At 75.0% G+C, this 17,713-nt stretch carries 17 protein-coding genes and 1 pseudogene; 11 read left to right on the forward strand and 7 right to left on the reverse strand.

Features of this window, described 5'->3' with window-relative positions; all coding sequences use genetic code 11:
* Window positions 1–23: 23 nt before the first annotated feature.
* A complete protein-coding gene (recQ, locus tag ACGBYP_RS02740) occupies window positions 24–1,862 on the reverse strand; it encodes a DNA helicase RecQ (protein ID WP_411581730.1) in 1,839 nt (612 codons plus the stop codon).
* 105 nt (window positions 1,863–1,967) lie between these two features.
* Between recQ and ACGBYP_RS02745 the strand changes: the two genes are divergently transcribed.
* The 4 genes from ACGBYP_RS02745 (at window position 1,968) to ACGBYP_RS02760 (ending at window position 5,414) form a co-directional block, all read left to right on the forward strand.
* Window positions 1,968–2,876: an ATP-binding cassette domain-containing protein gene (locus ACGBYP_RS02745; protein ID WP_411581731.1), complete on the forward strand. Its 909-nt coding sequence runs from the start codon at window positions 1,968–1,970 to the stop codon at window positions 2,874–2,876.
* Window positions 2,873–3,619 carry an ABC transporter permease gene (locus tag ACGBYP_RS02750; RefSeq protein WP_411581732.1) on the forward strand — a complete coding sequence of 249 codons (747 nt, stop codon included), beginning with the start codon at window positions 2,873–2,875 and terminating at the stop codon, window positions 3,617–3,619. The genes ACGBYP_RS02745 and ACGBYP_RS02750 overlap by 4 nt, the downstream gene beginning before the upstream one ends.
* Before the next feature lie 80 nt (window positions 3,620–3,699).
* Window positions 3,700–4,809, forward strand: coding sequence for a sensor histidine kinase (locus tag ACGBYP_RS02755; RefSeq protein WP_411581733.1), 1,110 nt, complete (start codon window positions 3,700–3,702; stop codon window positions 4,807–4,809).
* Window positions 4,806–5,414: a response regulator gene (locus ACGBYP_RS02760; protein WP_411581734.1), complete on the forward strand. Its 609-nt coding sequence runs from the start codon at window positions 4,806–4,808 to the stop codon at window positions 5,412–5,414. The genes ACGBYP_RS02755 and ACGBYP_RS02760 overlap by 4 nt, the downstream gene beginning before the upstream one ends.
* A gap of 59 nt (window positions 5,415–5,473) precedes the next feature.
* Here the strand turns inward: ACGBYP_RS02760 and ACGBYP_RS02765 are convergent, their stop codons facing one another.
* Window positions 5,474–5,809: a type II toxin-antitoxin system VapB family antitoxin gene (locus ACGBYP_RS02765; protein ID WP_411582223.1), complete on the reverse strand. Its 336-nt coding sequence runs from the start codon at window positions 5,807–5,809 to the stop codon at window positions 5,474–5,476.
* Window positions 5,810–6,040: 231 nt separating this feature from the next.
* On the opposite strand from ACGBYP_RS02765, the gene hrcA reads away from it, so the two are divergent.
* The 3 genes from hrcA to ACGBYP_RS02780 are packed head-to-tail and all read left to right on the forward strand — an operon-like array spanning window position 6,041 to window position 8,978.
* Window positions 6,041–7,063, forward strand: a complete 1,023-nt coding sequence (gene hrcA, locus ACGBYP_RS02770) for a heat-inducible transcriptional repressor HrcA (RefSeq protein ID WP_411581735.1) — start codon at window positions 6,041–6,043, stop codon at window positions 7,061–7,063.
* A 17-nt stretch (window positions 7,064–7,080) separates the two neighbouring features.
* Entirely contained in the window at window positions 7,081–8,223 is a 1,143-nt protein-coding gene (gene dnaJ / locus ACGBYP_RS02775; RefSeq protein WP_411581736.1) for a molecular chaperone DnaJ, read from the forward strand.
* Window positions 8,220–8,978, forward strand: a complete 759-nt coding sequence (locus ACGBYP_RS02780) for a 16S rRNA (uracil(1498)-N(3))-methyltransferase (RefSeq protein WP_411581737.1) — start codon at window positions 8,220–8,222, stop codon at window positions 8,976–8,978. The genes dnaJ and ACGBYP_RS02780 overlap by 4 nt, the downstream gene beginning before the upstream one ends.
* Before the next feature lie 148 nt (window positions 8,979–9,126).
* On the opposite strand, the gene ACGBYP_RS02785 is transcribed toward ACGBYP_RS02780, so the two are convergent.
* From ACGBYP_RS02785 to ACGBYP_RS02805, 5 genes and pseudogenes are all read right to left on the reverse strand, one after another.
* Entirely contained in the window at window positions 9,127–10,710 is a 1,584-nt protein-coding gene (locus tag ACGBYP_RS02785) for a PhnE/PtxC family ABC transporter permease (protein ID WP_411581738.1), read from the reverse strand.
* Window positions 10,707–11,435: a phosphonate ABC transporter ATP-binding protein gene (locus ACGBYP_RS02790; protein ID WP_411582224.1), complete on the reverse strand. Its 729-nt coding sequence runs from the start codon at window positions 11,433–11,435 to the stop codon at window positions 10,707–10,709. The genes ACGBYP_RS02785 and ACGBYP_RS02790 overlap by 4 nt, the downstream gene beginning before the upstream one ends.
* Window positions 11,432–12,385 carry a putative selenate ABC transporter substrate-binding protein gene (locus ACGBYP_RS02795; RefSeq protein WP_411581739.1) on the reverse strand — a complete coding sequence of 318 codons (954 nt, stop codon included), beginning with the start codon at window positions 12,383–12,385 and terminating at the stop codon, window positions 11,432–11,434. Before ACGBYP_RS02795 ends, ACGBYP_RS02790 begins: the two co-directional genes overlap by 4 nt.
* A gap of 154 nt (window positions 12,386–12,539) precedes the next feature.
* A complete protein-coding gene (locus ACGBYP_RS02800) occupies window positions 12,540–13,037 on the reverse strand; it encodes a methyl-accepting chemotaxis protein (RefSeq protein WP_411582225.1) in 498 nt (165 codons plus the stop codon).
* 15 nt (window positions 13,038–13,052) lie between these two features.
* Window positions 13,053–14,006: pseudogene (locus ACGBYP_RS02805) on the reverse strand (GAF domain-containing protein); the annotation flags it as partial.
* A gap of 249 nt (window positions 14,007–14,255) precedes the next feature.
* Between ACGBYP_RS02805 and ACGBYP_RS02810 the strand changes: the two are divergent.
* From ACGBYP_RS02810 to ACGBYP_RS02825, 4 genes are all read left to right on the forward strand, one after another.
* Window positions 14,256–14,627 (forward strand): HIT domain-containing protein, encoded by a 372-nt coding sequence (locus ACGBYP_RS02810; protein WP_411581740.1) that lies wholly within the window; start codon window positions 14,256–14,258, stop codon window positions 14,625–14,627.
* 112 nt (window positions 14,628–14,739) lie between these two features.
* Entirely contained in the window at window positions 14,740–15,870 is a 1,131-nt protein-coding gene (locus tag ACGBYP_RS02815; protein ID WP_411581741.1) for a PhoH family protein, read from the forward strand.
* Between the two features lie 5 nt (window positions 15,871–15,875).
* Window positions 15,876–16,373 carry an rRNA maturation RNase YbeY gene (gene ybeY / locus ACGBYP_RS02820; RefSeq protein ID WP_411581742.1) on the forward strand — a complete coding sequence of 166 codons (498 nt, stop codon included), beginning with the start codon at window positions 15,876–15,878 and terminating at the stop codon, window positions 16,371–16,373.
* Window positions 16,370–17,707, forward strand: coding sequence for a hemolysin family protein (locus ACGBYP_RS02825; protein ID WP_411581743.1), 1,338 nt, complete (start codon window positions 16,370–16,372; stop codon window positions 17,705–17,707). Before ybeY ends, ACGBYP_RS02825 begins: the two co-directional genes overlap by 4 nt.
* Window positions 17,708–17,713: the final 6 nt, after the last annotated feature.

The raw sequence follows: 17,713 nt of genomic DNA on the forward strand, positions 1-17,713 counted from the left end.
CCCCGGCAGCGGGGCCGAAAGGCCTAGGCGTGGAGGGCGGCGAGGAGGGACTCGCCGTAGCGCTCCAGCTTCGCCGCGCCGACGCCGCTGACGGTGCCCAGCGCGGCGAGCGTCGTCGGCTCCTCGGTGGCGATCTGCCGCAGCGTCGCGTCGTGGAAGACCACGTAGGCCGGCACGCCCTGCTCCTTGGCCGCCGCCGCCCGCCAGGCCCGCAGCCGCTCGAAGGCGCCGGCGGCCGCGGCAGGGAGCTCGGGTGCCGCGGTCGCCCGGTCCTTGCGCGCCGAGCGCCCGGAGCGGGCCGGGCGGTCGGGGTCGCGGCGCATGAGCACGGTCTGCTCGCGGCGCAGCACCGGGCCGCTGGCCTCGCTGAGCGCCAGCGTCGCGTACTCGCCCTGCACCGCCAGCAGGCCCTGGGCCAGCAGCTGCCGGGCGACACCGCGCCACTGGCCCTCGGTGAGGTCGGTGCCGATGCCGAAGGTGGTCAGCTCGTCGTGCCGGTGCTGGGTGACCTTCTCGGTGCGCCGGCCCAGCAGGATGTCGATCGACTGCCCGGCGCCGAAGGACTGGCCGCGCTCGCGCTGCAGGCGCAGCACCGTCGACAGCAGCTTCTGTGCCGGGACGGTCGCGTCCCAGGACTCCGGCGGGGTCAGGCAGGTGTCGCAGTTGCCGCACGGCCCGCTCTCCTGCCCGAAGTGGGCCAGCAGCCGCACCCGCCGGCAGTCGACGGTCTCGCACAGCGCGAGCATCGCGTCCAGCTGCGCCGACAGCACGCGGCGGTGCGCGGCGTCGCCGTCCGAGGTCTGGATCATCTTGCGCTGCTGCACGACGTCGGCCAGGCCGTAGGCCAGCCACGCGGTGGCGGGCTGGCCGTCGCGGCCGGCCCGCCCGGTCTCCTGGTAGTAGCCCTCGACCGACTTGGGCAGGTCGAGGTGGGCGACGAACCGGACGTCGGGCTTGTCGATGCCCATGCCGAACGCGATGGTCGCCACCATGACCAGGCCGTCCTCGCGCAGGAACCGGGCCTGGTTCCGCGCGCGCACCTGCTGGTCGAGACCGGCGTGGTACGGCAGCGCGGGGATGCCCTGGCCCACCAGGAACTCGGCGGTCTTCTCGACCGAGGCCCGCGACAGGCAGTAGACGATGCCGGCGTCGCCGGGGTGCTCGGTGCGCAGCAGGTCCAGCAGCTGCTTCTGCGGGGAGTCCTTCGGCGCGATGCGGTACTGGAGGTTCGGCCGGTCGAAGCCGGCGACGACGTGGAGGGCGTCGTCGAGCTGCAGCCGGGTGCTGATCTCGGTGTGCGTGGCCCGGGTGGCGGTGGCGGTCAGCGCGATCCGCGGCACGTCGGGCCAGCGCTCGTGCAGCATCGACAGCGCGAGGTAGTCGGGCCGGAAGTCGTGGCCCCACTGCGCGACGCAGTGCGCCTCGTCGATGGCGAACAGCGCGATCCGGCCGCGCTCCAGCAGCCGCGCGGTGGGCGAGGAGCCGCCGCCCAGCGACTCGGGGGCGACGTAGAGCAGGTCGAGCTCCTGCGCCAGGAACGCCTCCTCGACCGTCCGGCGCTCGTCCCGCTCCTGGCTGGAGTTGAGGAAGCCGGCCCGCACGCCCAGCGCCCGCAGCGCGTCGACCTGGTCCTGCATCAGCGCGATCAGCGGCGAGATCACCACGCCCACGCCCTCGCGCAGCAGCGCCGGCACCTGGTAGCACAGCGACTTGCCACCACCGGTGGGCATCAGCACCAGGGCGTCCCCGCCGGCGACGACGTGGTCGACCACCTCGCGCTGCGGGCCGCGGAAGGCGTCGTAGCCGAACACCCGCTCCAGCACCTCGAGCGCGGGGTCCACGGGGGCCTCGATCGCGTCCACACAGCGAGGGTAGGCGGGCCGCGCGCCGCCGTCTGACATCCGTCAGGTGCTGTGGACGACGTTCCGCACTACCGGCGGGCTGGCCCGGATCGGGAGGCTGGCCGCATGCCCGACACCCCCGCCCTCGACGTCGAGGGACTCACCGTCCGCTACGGCGACACCCTCGCCGTCGACGGCGTCGACCTGCGCATCCCGGCAGGTCAGACCGTCGCCCTGCTCGGCTCCAACGGCGCCGGCAAGTCCTCGATCGTCAACGCCGCGCTCGGCCTCTTCCGCCCCGCGGCCGGGCAGGTGCGGCTGCTTGGCCGGGCACCGGCCGACGCCGTCCGCGCCGGCGGGGTGGGGGCGATGCTGCAGTACGGCGGACTGCCCGGCGAGACCCGCGTCGGCGAGGTGCTCCGGCTGGTCCGCGGCCGCTACGCCGACCCCTGGCCGCTGGAGGACCTGCTGGCCACCGCCGGCGTCCAGGGGCTGCTCGACCGGGAGGTCGACGCCCTGTCCGGCGGGCAGCGGCAGCGGGTGCTGCTGGCCCTCGCCCTGGCCGGGGCGCCGCCGCTGCTCGTGCTCGACGAGCCCACCTCGGCCATGGACGTCGAGGGCCGCCAGGCGTTCTGGACGACGATGCGCGGGCTGGCCGACCGCGGGCACACCGTCGTCTTCGCCACCCACCACCTCGACGAGGCCGACGCGGTCGCCGACCGGGTCGTGGTCGTCGGTGCCGGGCGGGTGCTCGCCGACGGCTCGGCCGCGGCGGTCAAGTCGCGCATCGCCGGCCGCACCGTGCGCTTCCGCTGCCCCGGCCCGTGGGACGGGTTCGCCGCCCTGCCCGGCGTCACCGCCGTCGACGGGGTGGGCGAGCTCGTCGAGCTGGCCACCTCCGACGCCGAGGCCACCCTGCGGGCCCTGCTCGCCGGGCGGGTCGCCCTGCCCGGGCTCGAGGTCCGCGGCGCCACCCTCGAGCAGGCCTTCCTGCACCTCACCACCACGACCGCACCGGACGGAGCACCCCGATGACCGACCTGCTGCTGTTCCAGCTCCGTCGGGTGGGCCGCAACCGGCAGTACGTCTTCTTCACCATCGTGCTGCCGGCGCTGTTCACGGTCCTGTTCACCCAGGTCTTCGGCGCCCAGGCCACCGCGGGCGGCGCGCGGACCGACCACGGCCGGCTCTACATGGTCTCGATGATGGGCTACGGCGCCATCGGCGCGGCCCTGGGCGCGACCATCCGGCTGGCCTTCGACCGCTCCCAGGGCTGGCTGCGCCAGCTGCGCGTCCTCCCCGTCCCGCCGGGCACCGCGCTCGCCGTCGACGTGGCCGTCGGCGCCCTGCTCGTGCTGCCCAGCCTGGTCGTCGTCGCCCTGGTCGGCCGGTTCGTCAACGGCGTCGAGCTGGGCCTGGTCACCTGGCTGGCGCTGGTCGGCGTCATGTGGGCCGGCACCGTCGTCTTCGTCGCGCTCGGCATCGGGCTGGGCACGGCGCTGGACTCCCAGGCGGCCGGCGCGGCGATGGGCGTCCTCGGGACGGCGCTGGCAGCACTGGGCGGCCTGTGGTGGCCGGTCGAGATCCTGCCCAGTGGGCTGGTCGCCCTGGCGCACGCCATGCCGTCGTACTGGTACGCGCAGCTGGGCCGGGACGTCGTCGCCGGCAGTGCGCCCTCGACGCAGGCGGTCCTCGTGCTGGTGGCCTGCACCGCCGTCTTCTCCGCCGCCGCGGTGGCCGTCGCCCGGCGGCGCCCGCTGCACGCGGTCGCCGGGTGATGACGGACGCCGCGGCCCACCACCCGCACGCTCGCGGCGGGCGCCCTGCAGCGGGGTCGCAGCGCGCTAGCGTCCGGCGGGTGGACCGGTCGAGCTGGTGGGGACAGGCGATCTGGGCCGTGCCGTGGCTGCTGTTCCAGTACTTCCCGATCAGCGACCTGGTCACCGCCGACCGGCCGGTGGCCGCCCGGTGGGTCGGGGCGGTGGGGCTGCTGGCGTTCACCCTCGTCTACCTGCGGGTGATCGGGCAGCTGGGCCGGCCGCGGGCGCTGCGGGCGGACTTCGTGCTGATGACCGGGCTGGCCACCGCGCTCGCCGTCGGTTTCGGTGCCAACTGGTCGGGCCTGATGGTCTACGTCTCCGCCGCGGCCGCCGCCGCGCTGCCGTGGCGGTGGGTGTGGCCCGCGGTGGTCGCCGCGGCCCTGCTCTGCCTGGCGGTCATCCTGGCCGACGAGGGCTCCGGGCTGCTGTTCCTGCCGCCGATCTGCCTGCTGACCGCCTTCGCGATCCGCGGCACCGGCTACCTGATGACGGTCAACCGCGAGCTGCAGGAGGCCCGTGAGGAGCTGGCCCGGCACGCCGTCGCCGAGGAACGGCTGCGCTTCGCCCGCGACCTGCACGACCTGCTCGGCCACTCGCTGTCGCTGATCGCGCTCAAGAGCGAGCTGGCCCGGCGGCTGGCCGCGGTCGACCCGGCGCGGGCCGGGGCGGAGATGGCCGACGTCGAGGACGCCGCCCGCCGGGCGCTGGCCGAGGTGCGCGAGGCGGTGAGCGGTTACCGGCAGGTGACCGTCGGGCAGGCGCTGGCCGAGGCGCGGGCGGCGCTGACCGGCGCGGGCATCACCGTGCGGTTGCCCGAGCGGGTGCCCGTGCTGCCGGTGGGCCCGGACGCCGCGCTGGGCTGGGTGGTGCGCGAGGCCACGACCAACGTGCTGCGGCACAGCGGGGCCGGGCAGGTCACCGTCGAGCTGACCGAGGACGGCGAGCGGGCGGTGCTCACCGTCACCGACGACGGCTGCGGGGGAGCGCCGGGCGTGACGATGCGCGGGACGACGTCCGGCTCGGGGCTGGCCGGGCTGCGCGAGCGGGTGGGTGCCCTGGGCGGCGAGCTGGCCGCGGGGCCCGGCGACCGCGGCGGCTACCGGCTGCGCGCCTCGGTGCCGCTGACGTCTGCCACGGTGGACGCGTGACGATCCGGGTGCTGTTGGCCGAGGACCAGGCCCTGGTGCGCGGTGCGCTGCGGGCACTGCTGGACCTCGAGCCCGACATCGAGGTGGTGGCCGAGGTGGGCCGTGGCGACCTGGTGGTGGCCGCGGCGCAGGAGCACCGGCCCGACGTCGCGCTGCTGGACATCGAGATGCCCGGGCAGGACGGGATCGAGGCCGCCCGCGCGCTGGCCGCCGAGCTGCCGGGCGTGCGCGCCGTCGTCCTGACCACCTTCGGCCGGCCGGGGTTCCTGCGCCGGGCGATGGAGGTCGGCGCGGCCGGCTTCCTGGTCAAGGACGCGCCGGTGGCCGAGCTGGCCCGGGCGATCCGGGCGGTCGTGGCCGGCGAGCGGGTGATCGACCGCGACCTGGCCGCCGCGGCGCTCGCGCTCGGGGCGACGCCCCTGTCGGGCCGGGAGGCCGACGTCCTGCGGGCGGCCGCCGACGGCGCGACGGTCGCCGACATCGCCGGGCGGCTGTTCCTGTCCGAGGGGACGGTGCGCAACTACCTGTCCGCCGCGATCGGCAAGACCGGCGCGCGCACCCGGGTGGAGGCCGCCCGGGTCGCCGCCGAGAAGGGCTGGCTGTGAGAAGGACCCCCTCGCCCCCCGGCCCCTCGCGGTCGGGTCCCTACGAGGGGGCCGGAGGGTCAGGGTGCGTCGGCGGCGGAGTCCTGGTCGGCGGGCATGAGCGCGTCGAGGTCGAGCACCCGCACGTGGATGACGTTGCGCTGCTGCAGGGCCGCGCGCAGCGCCCGGTGCACGCCGTCCTCGAGGTAGGTCTCGCCGTGCCACTGCACCGCGTGCGGGAACAGGTCGCCGTAGAAGGTCGAGTCGTCGGCCAGCAACGCGTCCAGCGCCAGCTCGCGCTTGGTGGTGACCAGGGTGTCCAGCCGGATCTGGCGGGGCGGGATCATCGCCCAGTCGCGGGTGGAGAAGCCGTGGTCGGGATAGGGGCGTCCGTCCCGTACTGCCTTGAAGATCAGGGCCGAGCCTCCCGCTCCCCGGGCCCCCGAGGCTGGAGGTCCGTCGACTGCGAATCACACTAGTGTGATTCGCCCGACGGCCGCCGGGCCCCTCCCGCGGGACCGATCCCACCTCCGGCGGGCCCGGGACCCGTGCGAGCCGGAGGACGGCGGCCGTGGCCCGCCGTATGCTGGCACTCGGACCGCTGGAGTGCCAGAGCGGCCCGTCGACCGGTACGGGAGGTGTCAGCCGTGGCGCACGACGACCGCCGCCTGCGCGTCCTCCGGGCGATCGTCCAGGACTACGTCTCCACCAACGACCCGGTGGGGAGCAAGGCCCTGGCCGCCCGGTACGACCTGGGCGTCTCACCCGCCACCATCCGCAACGACATGGCGGTGCTGGAGGAGGAGGGGTACATCACCCAGCCGCACACCAGCGCCGGCCGGGTGCCCACCGACAAGGGCTACCGCTTCTTCGTCGACCGGCTCAGCGCGGTCAAGCCGCTGTCGGCCGCCGAGCGCGCGGCGATCGAGAAGTTCCTCGACGGCGCCGTCGACCTGCACGACGTCCTCGGCCGCAGCGTCCGGCTGCTCGCCCAGCTGACCCGCCAGGTCGCCGTCGTCCAGTACCCGACGTTGTCGCGCAGCGCCGTCCGGCACCTGGAGCTGGTGCCGCTGTCGACGTCCCGGCTGCTCATGGTGCTGATCACCGACACCGGCCGGGTCGAGCAGCGCGTGGTCGAGGTGCCGGCCGACACCCAGCCCGACACCGTCGCCGAGCTCCGCAGCACGCTCAACGCCGCGTTCACCGGCGCCAAGCTCGCCGAGGCCAGCGACAAGGTCGGCGGCCTGGTCGACAACGCCCCGCCGCACCTGCGCCCGCTGGTCGCCGCGGTGAGCGCCACCCTGCTGGAGACCCTCGTCGAGCCCTCCGAGGACCGGCTGGTCATCGGCGGGACGGCGAACCTCGCGCAGGGCAGCGCCCTCGACTTCCCGGGCACCGTCCGGCCGCTGCTCGAGGCGCTGGAAGAACAGGTGGTGGTCCTGCGGTTGATGGCCGAGGTGGACCCCGGCGCGGTGATCGTGAGCATCGGTGAGGAGAACCAGCACGAGGCGCTGACCGGTGCCTCGTTCGTCTCCGTCGGGTACGGCTCGGGCGACGAGGCCCTCGGCGGCCTCGGCGTCGTCGGCCCCACCCGGATGGACTACGCAGGCAACATGGCCGCGGTACGAGCCGTGGCCCGCTACGTCGGCCACCTGCTGGCCGAGAGCTGAGGACTGAGAACTCACTTATGGCAACCGACTACTACGGCGTCCTGGGCCTGAAGCAAGGGGCCAGCGACTCCGACATCAAGCGCGCCTACCGGAAGATGGCCCGGGACCTGCACCCCGACGTCAACCCCGACGAGAGCGCCAAGGAGCAGTTCCAGCAGGTCAGCCGCGCGTACGAGGCGCTGACCGACCCGGAGAAGCGGCGCATCGTCGACCTCGGCGGTGACCCCTTCGACACCGGTGGCGGCCGCGGCGGGGGCAACCCGTTCGGCAACGCCGCGGGCTTCGGCGGCCTCGGCGACATCATGGACGCCTTCTTCGGTGGCGCCGGCGGTGGCCGCGGGCCGCGCAGCCGCACCCGCGAGGGCGAGGACGCCCTCATCCGGGTCGACCTCGACCTCGACGAGACGGTGTTCGGCACGACGACCGAGATCACCGTCGACACCGCCGTCCTGTGCGACGTCTGCACCGGTGCCGGCACCGCCCCCGGCACCCACCCCGAGACGTGCTCGACCTGCAACGGCCGCGGCGAGGTGCAGAGCGTGCAGCGCTCGTTCCTCGGCCAGGTCATCGCCAGCCGCCCCTGCCCGACGTGTGCGGGCACCGGCCAGGTCATCCCCAGCCCGTGCGGCCAGTGCGGTGGCGACGGCCGGGTCCGCGCCCGCCGCACCATCCCGGTGAAGATCCCGGCCGGCGTCGAGGACGGCATGCGCATCCGGCTGGCCGGCTACGGCGAGGTCGGCCCGGGCGGCGGCCCGGCCGGTGACCTCTACGTCGAGGTGCACGAGCGCCCGCACGACGTGTTCACCCGCGACGGGGAGGACCTGCACTGCCGCGTCACCCTGCCGATGACCGCCGCGGCGCTGGGCACCTCGCTGAAGCTGGAGACGCTCGAGGGCGCCGAGGACCTCGACATCAAGCCGGGCACCCAGTCCGGCAGCGTGCTCACGCTGCGCGCGCACGGCGCTCCGCGGCTGCGCGGCACCGGCCGGGGCAACCTGCTCGTGCACCTGGACGTGCAGACCCCGACCCGGCTCGACGGCCGCCAGCAGGAGCTGCTGCGCGAGCTCGCCGGGCTGCGCAACGAGGACCTGACCAAGGGCAGCGAGGCCAACCACGGCGGCCTGTTCACCCGGGTGCGCGACGCGTTCAACGGCCGATGAGCGAGGCCGGGGCGGGTCCTGAGGCCGACGGCGCCCCGCTGTTCCTGCTCGACGAGGTGCCCGCCGGCGACGTGCTGACCGTCGCCGGCGCCGAGGGGCGGCACGCCGTCGACGTCCTGCGGCTGGGCGCCGGCGAGCGGGTGCGGGTGTCCGACGGGCGCGGTCTGCTCGTCGAGGGCTCGGTCACCGCCGCCGAGGGGTCGACGCTGCGGGTGCAGGTGCTCGCCCGGCACGACGTCCCCGCTCCGGAGCCTGCGTTCGTGCTCGTGCAGGCCCTGCCCAAGGGTGACCACGGACCGCTCGCCGTCGACCTGGCCACCGAGCTCGGCGTCGACCGGATCGTGCCGTGGACGGCGGCCCGCTGCGTGACCAAGTGGCGCGACGACCGCATCGAGAAGGGCCTGGCCAAGTGGCGCGCGGCGGCCCGGGCGGCCAGCAAGCAGGCCCGCCGTCCGCGGGTGCCCGAGGTGACCGAGCCGATGAGCACCCGGCAGGTCATCGGGCTGCTCGGTGACGTCGACCTGACCCTGGTGCTGCACGAGCAGGCCCGTCGTCCGCTCGCGCAGGTCGAGGTCCCGGCCGAGGGCACGGTCGTGGTGGTCGTGGGCCCCGAGGGCGGGATCACCGACGGCGAGGTCGTCGCCTTCCGCGCGGCCGGCGCGCACTCGGTGCGGCTGGGCCCCGAGGTGCTGCGCACGTCGACGGCCGGGGCGGCCGCCCTCGCCGCCCTGAGCGCCCGCACCCGCTGGGCCTGAGGCCCCACCAGCAGTCGATCATCGGCGAGTGGCCGCTCGCCACACCGGCGCCAGCCGCCACCCGCCGATGATCATGGGCGTCTTGCCGGCGACATGCCGACCGACGGCGTGTCCGCGGGCGAGACGCCGATGATCAAGACGGGGACGGTCAGCGCAGGGCGGCCCGGGCGCGGGCGCTGACCAGGTCGACCGCCGCGGTCAGCAGCACCAGCGCGGCGAGCACGGTGGTCACCGCGCCCCAGTCGAACACCGCCAGCCGCGACGCCAGCAGCGCCCCCAGCCCGCCGGCGCCCAGCAACCCGACGAGCACCGAGTCGCGGAGAGCCACCTCCCAGCGGTAGAGCGCGTACGCCAGCACCGGCCCGGTCGCGTCCGGCAGCACGCCGTACAGCCAGCCCGCCACCGGCCGTGCGCCCAGCGCGGCCAGCGCTGCGCGGGGCCGGGGGTCGAGCTCCTCGACGGCCTCGGCGGCCAGCCGGCCGAGCACGCCCAGGGTGTAGACGCCCAGCGCCAGTGCCCCCGGCAGGACGCCGGGCAGCAGCACGAACAGCAGCACCAGCGCCCACACCGGCGGCGGGACGGCGCGCAGCAGCAACAGCCCCGCCCGGACGACGGCGCCCGCGACCCGCCGCAGGACCGAGGGCCGTTCCGGGTGCGCCGCCACCCCGGCCAGCAGCACCGCACCGAGGGTGGCGACGGCGATGGCGATCACCGACATCTGCACGGTGTCGACCGCGGCCGAGGCGACGGCCGACAGCAGCGGCCCGTCGACGTCCGGCGGCCAGGCGGCGGCGAGCAGGTAGCGCAGCTGCGCAGCCGTCCGGTCGGAGACCAGGGTCGCGGGGGAGACCGCCAGGTACCACCACGACCACACGACCGCGGCCAGCGTGGTGAGCACTGCGCCGGTCAGCAGCGGGTCGCGGCGCAGCCGGTCACCGGCCGGTCGGGGGTCGGCGACCCGGCGGCGCACCGCCCGGCCGGCGACCACGGCCAGCACGCACAGCGCCGACAGCGCGTAGACGCACGACCACACCTGCGGCCAGCGCAGCGAGCTGAACGACAGCGACAACTGGTAGCCCAGCCCGCCGGCGCCGATCAACCCGAGCACCACGGCCGACCGGACGGCGCACTCCAGCCGGTAGAACGAGTACGACAGCAGCCCGCCCGACGCCGCCGGCAGCAGCCCGTACAGCGCTGCGACGACCGGCCCGGCGCCGGCGGCGACCAGCGCGTCGTACGGGCCGCGCGGCACTTCGTCGAGCAGGTCGGCGAACACCTTGGCGGTGACCGCGCCGTACGGGACGCCGATCGCCAGCACGCCCACCCAGGGGTCCAACCCCACGACGTTGACCAGCAGCAGCCCCCACACCGCCTCGTGCAGCCCGCGGGGGACGGCGAGCGCGCCGCGGGCCAGTGCCCAGCCCAGCCGGCGCCGTCCCCAGGTGGTGCGGGCGACCGCCAGCGCACCGACCGCGCCCAGGCCGACGGCCAGCGCGGCGCCGAGCGCGGCGTAGGCGACGGTGACCAGCACCGAGGAGGCGAGCACGCCGAGGAACGCGCCGTCGGTGGCGGGGGACAGCGCCCCGGCGGCGAAGCGGCCGAACTGGCGGACGCCGGCCCCGTTCACCACCGCGCCGGAGAACAGCCCCGCCCCGGCCAGCGACCAGGCGAGGAGGACGAGCGCGCCCAGTCCCCACGCCCAGCGCACCCGGTCGCGCTGCAGCACGGTCACCGGCGGTAGAAGGCGCTCAGGTCGGCCGGCGACAGCGCGTCGGTGGGGGAGTCGAGCAGCACCCGCCCGGCGGCCAGCCCGACCACCCGGGTGCAGTGCCGCAGCGCCAGCGCCGGGTCGTGCAGCGAGGCCACCAGCGCGCTGCCGGTGCCGGCCAGCAGCTGCAGCGTGCGCTCGGCGAGCACCGGGTCCAGCGCGGACGCCGGCTCGTCGGCGAGCACCAGCTCCGGGCGCTGCACCAGCACCCGGGCGACGGCGACCCGCTGCCGCTGCCCGCCCGACAGCCGGTCGGTGCGCTCGTAGACCCGGTCGGCCAGCTCCACCTCCGCCAGCGCGGCCAGCACCTCCGGCAGGCCCTGCGGGCGCAGCAGCGACCAGGCGGCCCGCCACGCCGGCCACGCCGACAGCCGCCCGGCGTTGACGTTGTGCACCACGCGCAGCTGCCCGACCAGCTCCAGGTGCTGGTGCACCGTGCCGACCCGGGCCCGCAGCTGCCGCAGCGCCCGGCCGCTCAGCGCACCCGGGGCGGCGCCCAGCACCTCGACGGTGCCCGCGGTGGCCGGCACCGAGCCGTTGGCCACCGCGAGCAGCGTCGACTTGCCGGCGCCCGACGCCCCGACCACGGCCACCCGCTCGCCGGCGGCGACGGTGAGGTCGACGCCGTCCAGCGCGGGAGTGGTGCCGTAGGTGACCGAGACGCCGTGCAGCCGGAGGACGGCGGTCAGCTGACCAGTCCCAGGGAGCGGCCGATCTCCTCGATCTGGTCGTAGTCGCCGGCGGCGGCCGGCACGAACGCCCCGGCGCCGAACAGCTCCAGCACGGGGTCGCCGGCGGGCAGCCCGGTCAGGTACGCGCGCACCCGGTCGCCGAGGTCGGCGCCCAGCCGCTCCACCGCCCGCGGGCCGAGCAGCCAGTGGTAGTCGGAGTAGGCCGGGGTGCGGGCGTACTGCACCACCGCGGGGTCGACCGTGCCGGCCGCCGTCCGGCTCTCCCAGACCTGCTCGTTGAGCACGCCGGCCTGGAAGGTGCCCGCGGCCACCAGCGCCAGCGTGGCGTCGTGCGAGCCGGAGAAGCCCGGGCCGCCCGGGAAGCCCTGCGGGTCGACGCCGGCCTGCTGCAGGAAGTAGGCGGGCATGAGCCGGCCCGAGGTGGAGGTCTCGCTGCCGTAGGTGAAGCGCAGCGGGGCCAGCGCGGTGAGGTCGTCGGCCGGGGTGAGGCCGGTCGAGCTGTTGACCACGAAGACCGAGTGGAAGTCCTGGTCGATGTCGCGCTGCGCGACCGGCTGGGCGCCGGGGGTCTGCAGCCGGGCCTGCACGCCGGTGAGCCCGCCGAACCACACGAGGTCCAGGTCGCCGGTGCGGAAGAGGGAGACCGCGGCGCCGTAGTCGGTCACCGGGGAGTAGCTGACGTCGAGGTCCAGCGCGGCGGACATCGAGTCCGCGACCGTGCCGTACAGGCGCTGGAGGACCTCGGGGTCCTGGTCGGGGATGGCGCCGATGCGCAGGGCGCCCCGGCCGGAGGTGGGCGCCGACCCCGGGGACGACACGGGGGAGGTGCGGCCGCAGGCGGCGAGCGCGGCGGCCGCCGCGGCTGCCGCACCGGCGGAGAGGAACCCGCGGCGGGTCAGCTGTGCTGTTGTTCGACCACCCGACCGGACGGCGCGACGGGTGCTCACTACGTCCTCGTGCGGGGCTGCAGAGCGGGCATGGCGGTACCTCCGGAGGACGAGGGGGGTGGACGCCGCCCATCGTCGCCCACGCCGCGTGCCCCGTCGGGCCGGGGGGTGGGGCCCCGCCGGGCTGCGTCGGTCCACGCGGCCCGCCGGGAGGTCAGGACATCTCGACGATGCTGCGGGTGACCGCGGACTGCTCGGTGAGCACACCGGCGATCAGGTGCTGGGTCTCGTTGACCCGGTCGACGACCTCGCGGATGGACTCCAGTGCCCCGACGACCCGCTGGACGTCGTCCTGGATGGCGGTGACCCGGTTGCTGACCTCGTCGGTGGCCAGCGCGGTCTCCCGGGCCAGCTCCTTGACCTCGCCGGCGACCACCGCGAAGCCCTTGCCGGCCTCCCCGGCCCGCGCGGCCTCGATCGTGGCGTTGAGGGCGAGCAGGTTGGTCTGCTCGGCGATGCCGGTGATGACCCGGACGACCTTGTCGATCTCGGCGCTGGAGGTGCCCAGGTGGGCGACGAAGTCAGCGGCCTGCCCGGCGACCCGCTGACCCTCGCCGGCGACGGCGGTGGCCTCGGCGACGTTGCGCTCGACCTCCTGGATCGAGGCCACCATCTCCCGGGCCGCGACGGCGACCCGCTCGGAGGCGCGCATCCGCTGGATGGTCTGGGAGATCAGGAAGGCGGTGTTGCGCAGGGCGTCGCGCCGGCTGTCGGCCATGATCAGCGTGCGCTTGGCGAAGAAGTCCATCGTCCCGATGACGCGGCCGTCGATCATGATCGGCAGGCAGACGCCGGACTTCACGCCGGCCTGCTGGGCGGCCGGGGCACGGACGCAGTCCCTGACCTCGCCGAGGTCCTCGACGAACACCAGGTCGCGGGCCTTCCAGGTGCGGCCGGCCACGCCGACGCCCTCGGCGAAGGACGCCGTCCGGCTGACCTCGCGGAACTGCGGGCCGAGGTCCCCGGACTCCAGCTCCAGGGTCAGCGCGTGCTCCGACTCGGCGACGGTCCAGTAGGAGCCGTAGTGCCAGTCGAACTCGCGGCGGATGGTGTCCAGGGCCGTGCTGACGGCGTTCTCCACCGTCGTGGCCTTGCTCAGCTCGCGCAGCAGGATGTTGATCGCGGTGACGTCGCCGGCGGCGCGCTTCTGGTCCGCGGCGGTGGTGACCCGGCTGAAGGCCTGGGACACCAGCTTGCCGACCGCGCGCAGCGCGTCCAGCCGCTCCTGGGTGGGGCTCAGCGTCTCGGTGGTGAAGAAGTCCATCGTCCCGAGGACCTCGCTGCCGCGCATGATCGGGAAGCAGACGCCGGACTTCACGCCCACCCGCTGGGCGGCGGGTGCGCGCACGCAGTCGGTCATCTCGCCGAGGTCGGCGACGAAGAACAGGTCGCGGGACCTCCACGCCCGGCCGGACAGCCCGACGCCCTCGGCGAAGGAGGCCGTCAGCGTCACCTCGCGGAACTCGCGGCCGGCGTCACCGGACTCGACGGCGAAGTGCAGCGCCCGGTCGCCGGTGTCGATCTTCCAGTAGGACCCGTAGGCCCAGCCGAAGCACTGCCGCACCGTGTCCAGGGCGGCGCGCGCGACCTCCTCCTCGGTCACGGCGCCGTCCAGCGCCATGAGCACCCGGGTGACGGCGGTGACGTCGGAGCGCGCCTCGGCGAGCTCGGCGCTGGTGTCGACGGCGGGGCGGCGTGAGGTGATGCGCACGGTGGGCGTCCTTCGGGGTGGGCTCGGCCGTCGGTTCGACCGTCCTTCCCCGTCTCTCTCGGCAATGAGACCGGCGTCTCGCACCGAACGACCGGGTTGTGCGCGATCGGCCGCGTACTTCCTGGTTCCGTTTACCCACCCGCCACTAGGGTCTCCGCCATGACCGAGGCCGCGCCCGACTGCCTGTTCTGCCGCATGGTCGCCGGCGACATCACCCCGGACGTCGTCGCCGAGACCCCCACCACGCTCGCGTTCCGGGACGTGAACCCGCAGGCGCCCACCCACGTCCTGGTGGTGCCCAGGACCCATCACGCGACGATCGGCGCCCTGGCCGCCGCCGACCCGGGCCTGGCCGCCGAGCTGCTGGCCGCCGCGCAGGCGGTCGCCGTGCAGGAGGGGCTGGCCACCGGATCGGCCCCCGAGCCCGGCTGGCGGCTGGTGGTCAACAGCGGCCCGGACGCCGGTCAGACCGTCCACCACGTGCACCTGCACGTCCTCGGCGGCCGCGGCCTGGGCTGGCCGCCCGGCTGACCCGGCCGGGTGGCCCGGGAGCCCGGTCACCGCGAGCGGGGCCGGGAACGGTCCCTGGCGCGTAGACTCGCCCGGGTCACAGCCCCGTCACGGAAGGCAGGGTCGAGCGTTCTTGCCCGACACCTCACCAGGCGTCCCGACCGGTACCGCCTCTGCGCGTGAGCTCTCCGCTCGCGCCGCGGCGGCGACCGAGGGCGCCGCGGACGATCAGGCCGTCCCGGCCGCCGTCCGCACCTCCATCACCGTCCCTGCCACCGTCTCCATGGTCGCGCTCCTCGGCTCCGGCGACGAGCTCCTCCGGCTGGTCGAGAGCGAGCTCGCCGCCGACGTGCACGTCCGGGGCAACGAGATCGCGGTCACCGGGCAGCCGGCGGACAACGCCTTCGCCGTCCGGGTCTTCGACGAGCTCATCGCGCTGCTGGCCACCGGCCAGACGCTGCGGCCCGACTCCGTGCGCCGCGTCGTCGGCATGCTGCGTGCCGGGGGCGGTGAGCGGCCCGCCGAGGTGCTGAGCCTGGACATCATCAGCCGCCGCGGCCGCACCATCCGGCCCAAGACGCTCAACCAGAAGCACTACGTCGACGCCATCGACACCCACAGCGTGATCTTCGGCATCGGCCCGGCCGGTACCGGCAAGACCTACCTGGCGATGGCCAAGGCCGTGCAGGCGCTGCAGACCAAGCAGGTCAACCGGATCATCCTGACCCGCCCCGCGGTCGAGGCCGGCGAGCGGCTGGGCTTCCTGCCCGGCTCGCTGTCGGACAAGATCGACCCGTACCTGCGGCCGCTCTACGACGCGCTGCACGACATGGTCGACCCCGAGTCGATCCCGCGGCTGATGGCCGCCGGCACCATCGAGGTCGCCCCGCTGGCCTACATGCGCGGCCGCACGCTCAACGACGCGTTCGTGATCCTCGACGAGGCGCAGAACACCACCGCCGAGCAGATGAAGATGTTCCTGACCCGGCTCGGCTTCGGCTCGAAGATGGTCGTCACCGGCGACGTCACCCAGGTCGACCTGCCCGGTGGCGCGCAGAGCGGCCTGCGGGTCGTGCGCGACATCCTCGAGGGCATCGACGACGTCCACTTCGCCACCCTGAACAGCAACGACGTCGTCCGGCACCGGCTGGTCGGCGACATCGTCGACGCCTACGAGCGCTGGGACGCCACCCGCGAGGCCGCTGTGCCCGGCGCCGCCCGGCCCGCCCGCCCGGCCCGCCCGGCCCGGCAGCAGGGGAGCTGATCGACGTGCCCGTCGAGGTCGCGAACGAGTCCGAGATCCCCGTCGACGAGGCGGCGCTGGCCGGCGTCTGCCGCTACGTGCTCGACGCCATGGAGGTCAGCCCGCTGGCCGAGCTGTCCGTGCTGTGCGTCGACGTCGACTACATGGCCACGCTGCACGAGCGGTGGATGGGCGAGAAGGGTCCCACCGACGTGCTGGCCTTCCCGATGGACGACCTGGACACCAAGCGGCCCGACGACCCCGAACCGGGTCCGGCGCTGCTCGGTGACGTGGTGCTCTGCCCCGCCGTCGCCGTTCGGCAGGCCCGCGCGGCCGGCCACTCGATGGCCGACGAGCTCCTCCTCCTGGCCACCCACGGCGTGCTCCACCTGCTGGGCTACGACCACATGGAGCCCGACGAGGAGAAGGAGATGTTCGGCCTGCAGGGCAAGCTCCTCGAGGGCTGGCGCTCCGTGCCGAGGGAACCGGTGACCGGCGAGCCCGTGGAGCCGGGCGAGCGATGAGCCCGACAGCGATCGTCCTGCTGGTGATCGCGGTCCTCCTCGTGCTCGTCGCCGGCGTCTTCGGCGCGCTGGACGCCGCGCTGCAGCGGCTGTCGGTCGCCCGCGTGGAGGAGCTGCGACGGGACGGCGCCAAGCGCGCCGGCCCGCTCATGGCCGTCGTGGAGGAGCGGGCGCGGCACGTCGCGCTGCTCCTGCTGCTGCGCATCGTGTGCGAGATGACCGCCGCGGTGCTGGTCGCCGGGGTGTTCTTCCGGCTGCTGGACTCCGGGCCGCTCGGGATCGCCGCGGCCGCCGCGGTGATGACCGTGGTCAGCTACGTGCTCGTGGGCGTGGGTCCGCGCACCGTCGGCCGGCAGCACGCCTACCCGATCGCGCTGGCCGCGGCCCCGCTGGTGCGGCTGCTGGGCCGGATGCTCGGGCCCATCGCGACCCTGCTGATCCTGATCGGCAACGCGATCACCCCGGGCCGGGGCTACCGCGACGGACCGTTCAGCAGCGAGGTCGAGCTGCGCGAGCTGGTCGACATGGCCGAGGCGCGCGGTGTCGTGGAGTCCGGCGAGCGCAACATGATCCACGGCGTCTTCGAGCTCGGCGACACCATCGCCCGCGAGGTGATGGTGCCCCGGCCCGACGTGGTGTGGATCGAGCGCGGCAAGACCCTGCGCCAGGCGCTGGCGCTGTGCCTGCGCAGTGGCTTCAGCCGGCTGCCGGTCATCGGCGAGAACGTCGACGACATCATCGGCGTCGTCTTCCTCAAGGACCTCGTGCGCCGGTCCCAGGGTTCTTCGGACTCGCGGGTCAGCGAGCCCCGGGTCGAGGAGCTGATGCGCCCGGCGACGTTCATCCCCGAGTCCAAGCCGGTCGACGAGCTGCTGCGCGAGATGCAGGCCAGCCGCACCCACATGGCCGTCGTCGTCGACGAGTACGGCGGCTTCGCCGGCCTGGTCACCATCGAGGACATCCTCGAGGAGATCGTCGGCGAGATCGCCGACGAGCACGACGCGGTGCAGCGGCCGCCGATCGAGGAGCTCGCCGACGGCTCGGTGCGGATCACCGCGCGGCTGCCGGTCGAGGACCTCGCGGACCTGTTCAAGGTGCAGCTGCCCGAGGACGACGGTGTCGAGACCGTCGGCGGGCTGCTCGCCCGCGAGCTCGGCGTGGTGCCGATCGAGGGCTCCGAGGCCGAGGTCGGCGGGCTGCGGCTGGTCGCCGAGAGCACCGGCGGGCGGCGCAACCAGATCGACACCATCCTCGTCACCCGGGTGCCCGAGGCCGGCGAGGACGACGACGAGCAGGCCGCCCGGGAGCCCGAGCACGCGACCGTGGAAAGCTGACCAGTC

Source organism: Modestobacter sp. SSW1-42 (assembly GCF_046635825.1).
GTDB lineage: Bacteria > Actinomycetota > Actinomycetes > Mycobacteriales > Geodermatophilaceae > Modestobacter.

Bases quoted from the DNA above. Each gene is read 5' to 3' on its own strand.
- ACGBYP_RS02745 (WP_411581731.1), top strand. From the start codon at position 1,968: ATGCCCGACACCCCCGCCCTCGACGTCGAGGGACTCACCGTCCGCTAC.
- ACGBYP_RS02750 (WP_411581732.1), top strand. From the start codon at position 2,873: ATGACCGACCTGCTGCTGTTCCAGCTCCGTCGGGTGGGCCGCAACCGG.
- dnaJ (WP_411581736.1), top strand. From the start codon at position 7,081: ATGGCAACCGACTACTACGGCGTCCTGGGCCTGAAGCAAGGGGCCAGC.
- ACGBYP_RS02780 (WP_411581737.1), top strand. From the start codon at position 8,220: ATGAGCGAGGCCGGGGCGGGTCCTGAGGCCGACGGCGCCCCGCTGTTC.
- ACGBYP_RS02800 (WP_411582225.1), bottom strand. From the start codon at position 13,037: ATGCGCGCCTCCGAGCGGGTCGCCGTCGCGGCCCGGGAGATGGTGGCC.
- ACGBYP_RS02810 (WP_411581740.1), top strand. From the start codon at position 14,256: ATGACCGAGGCCGCGCCCGACTGCCTGTTCTGCCGCATGGTCGCCGGC.
- ACGBYP_RS02825 (WP_411581743.1), top strand. From the start codon at position 16,370: ATGAGCCCGACAGCGATCGTCCTGCTGGTGATCGCGGTCCTCCTCGTG.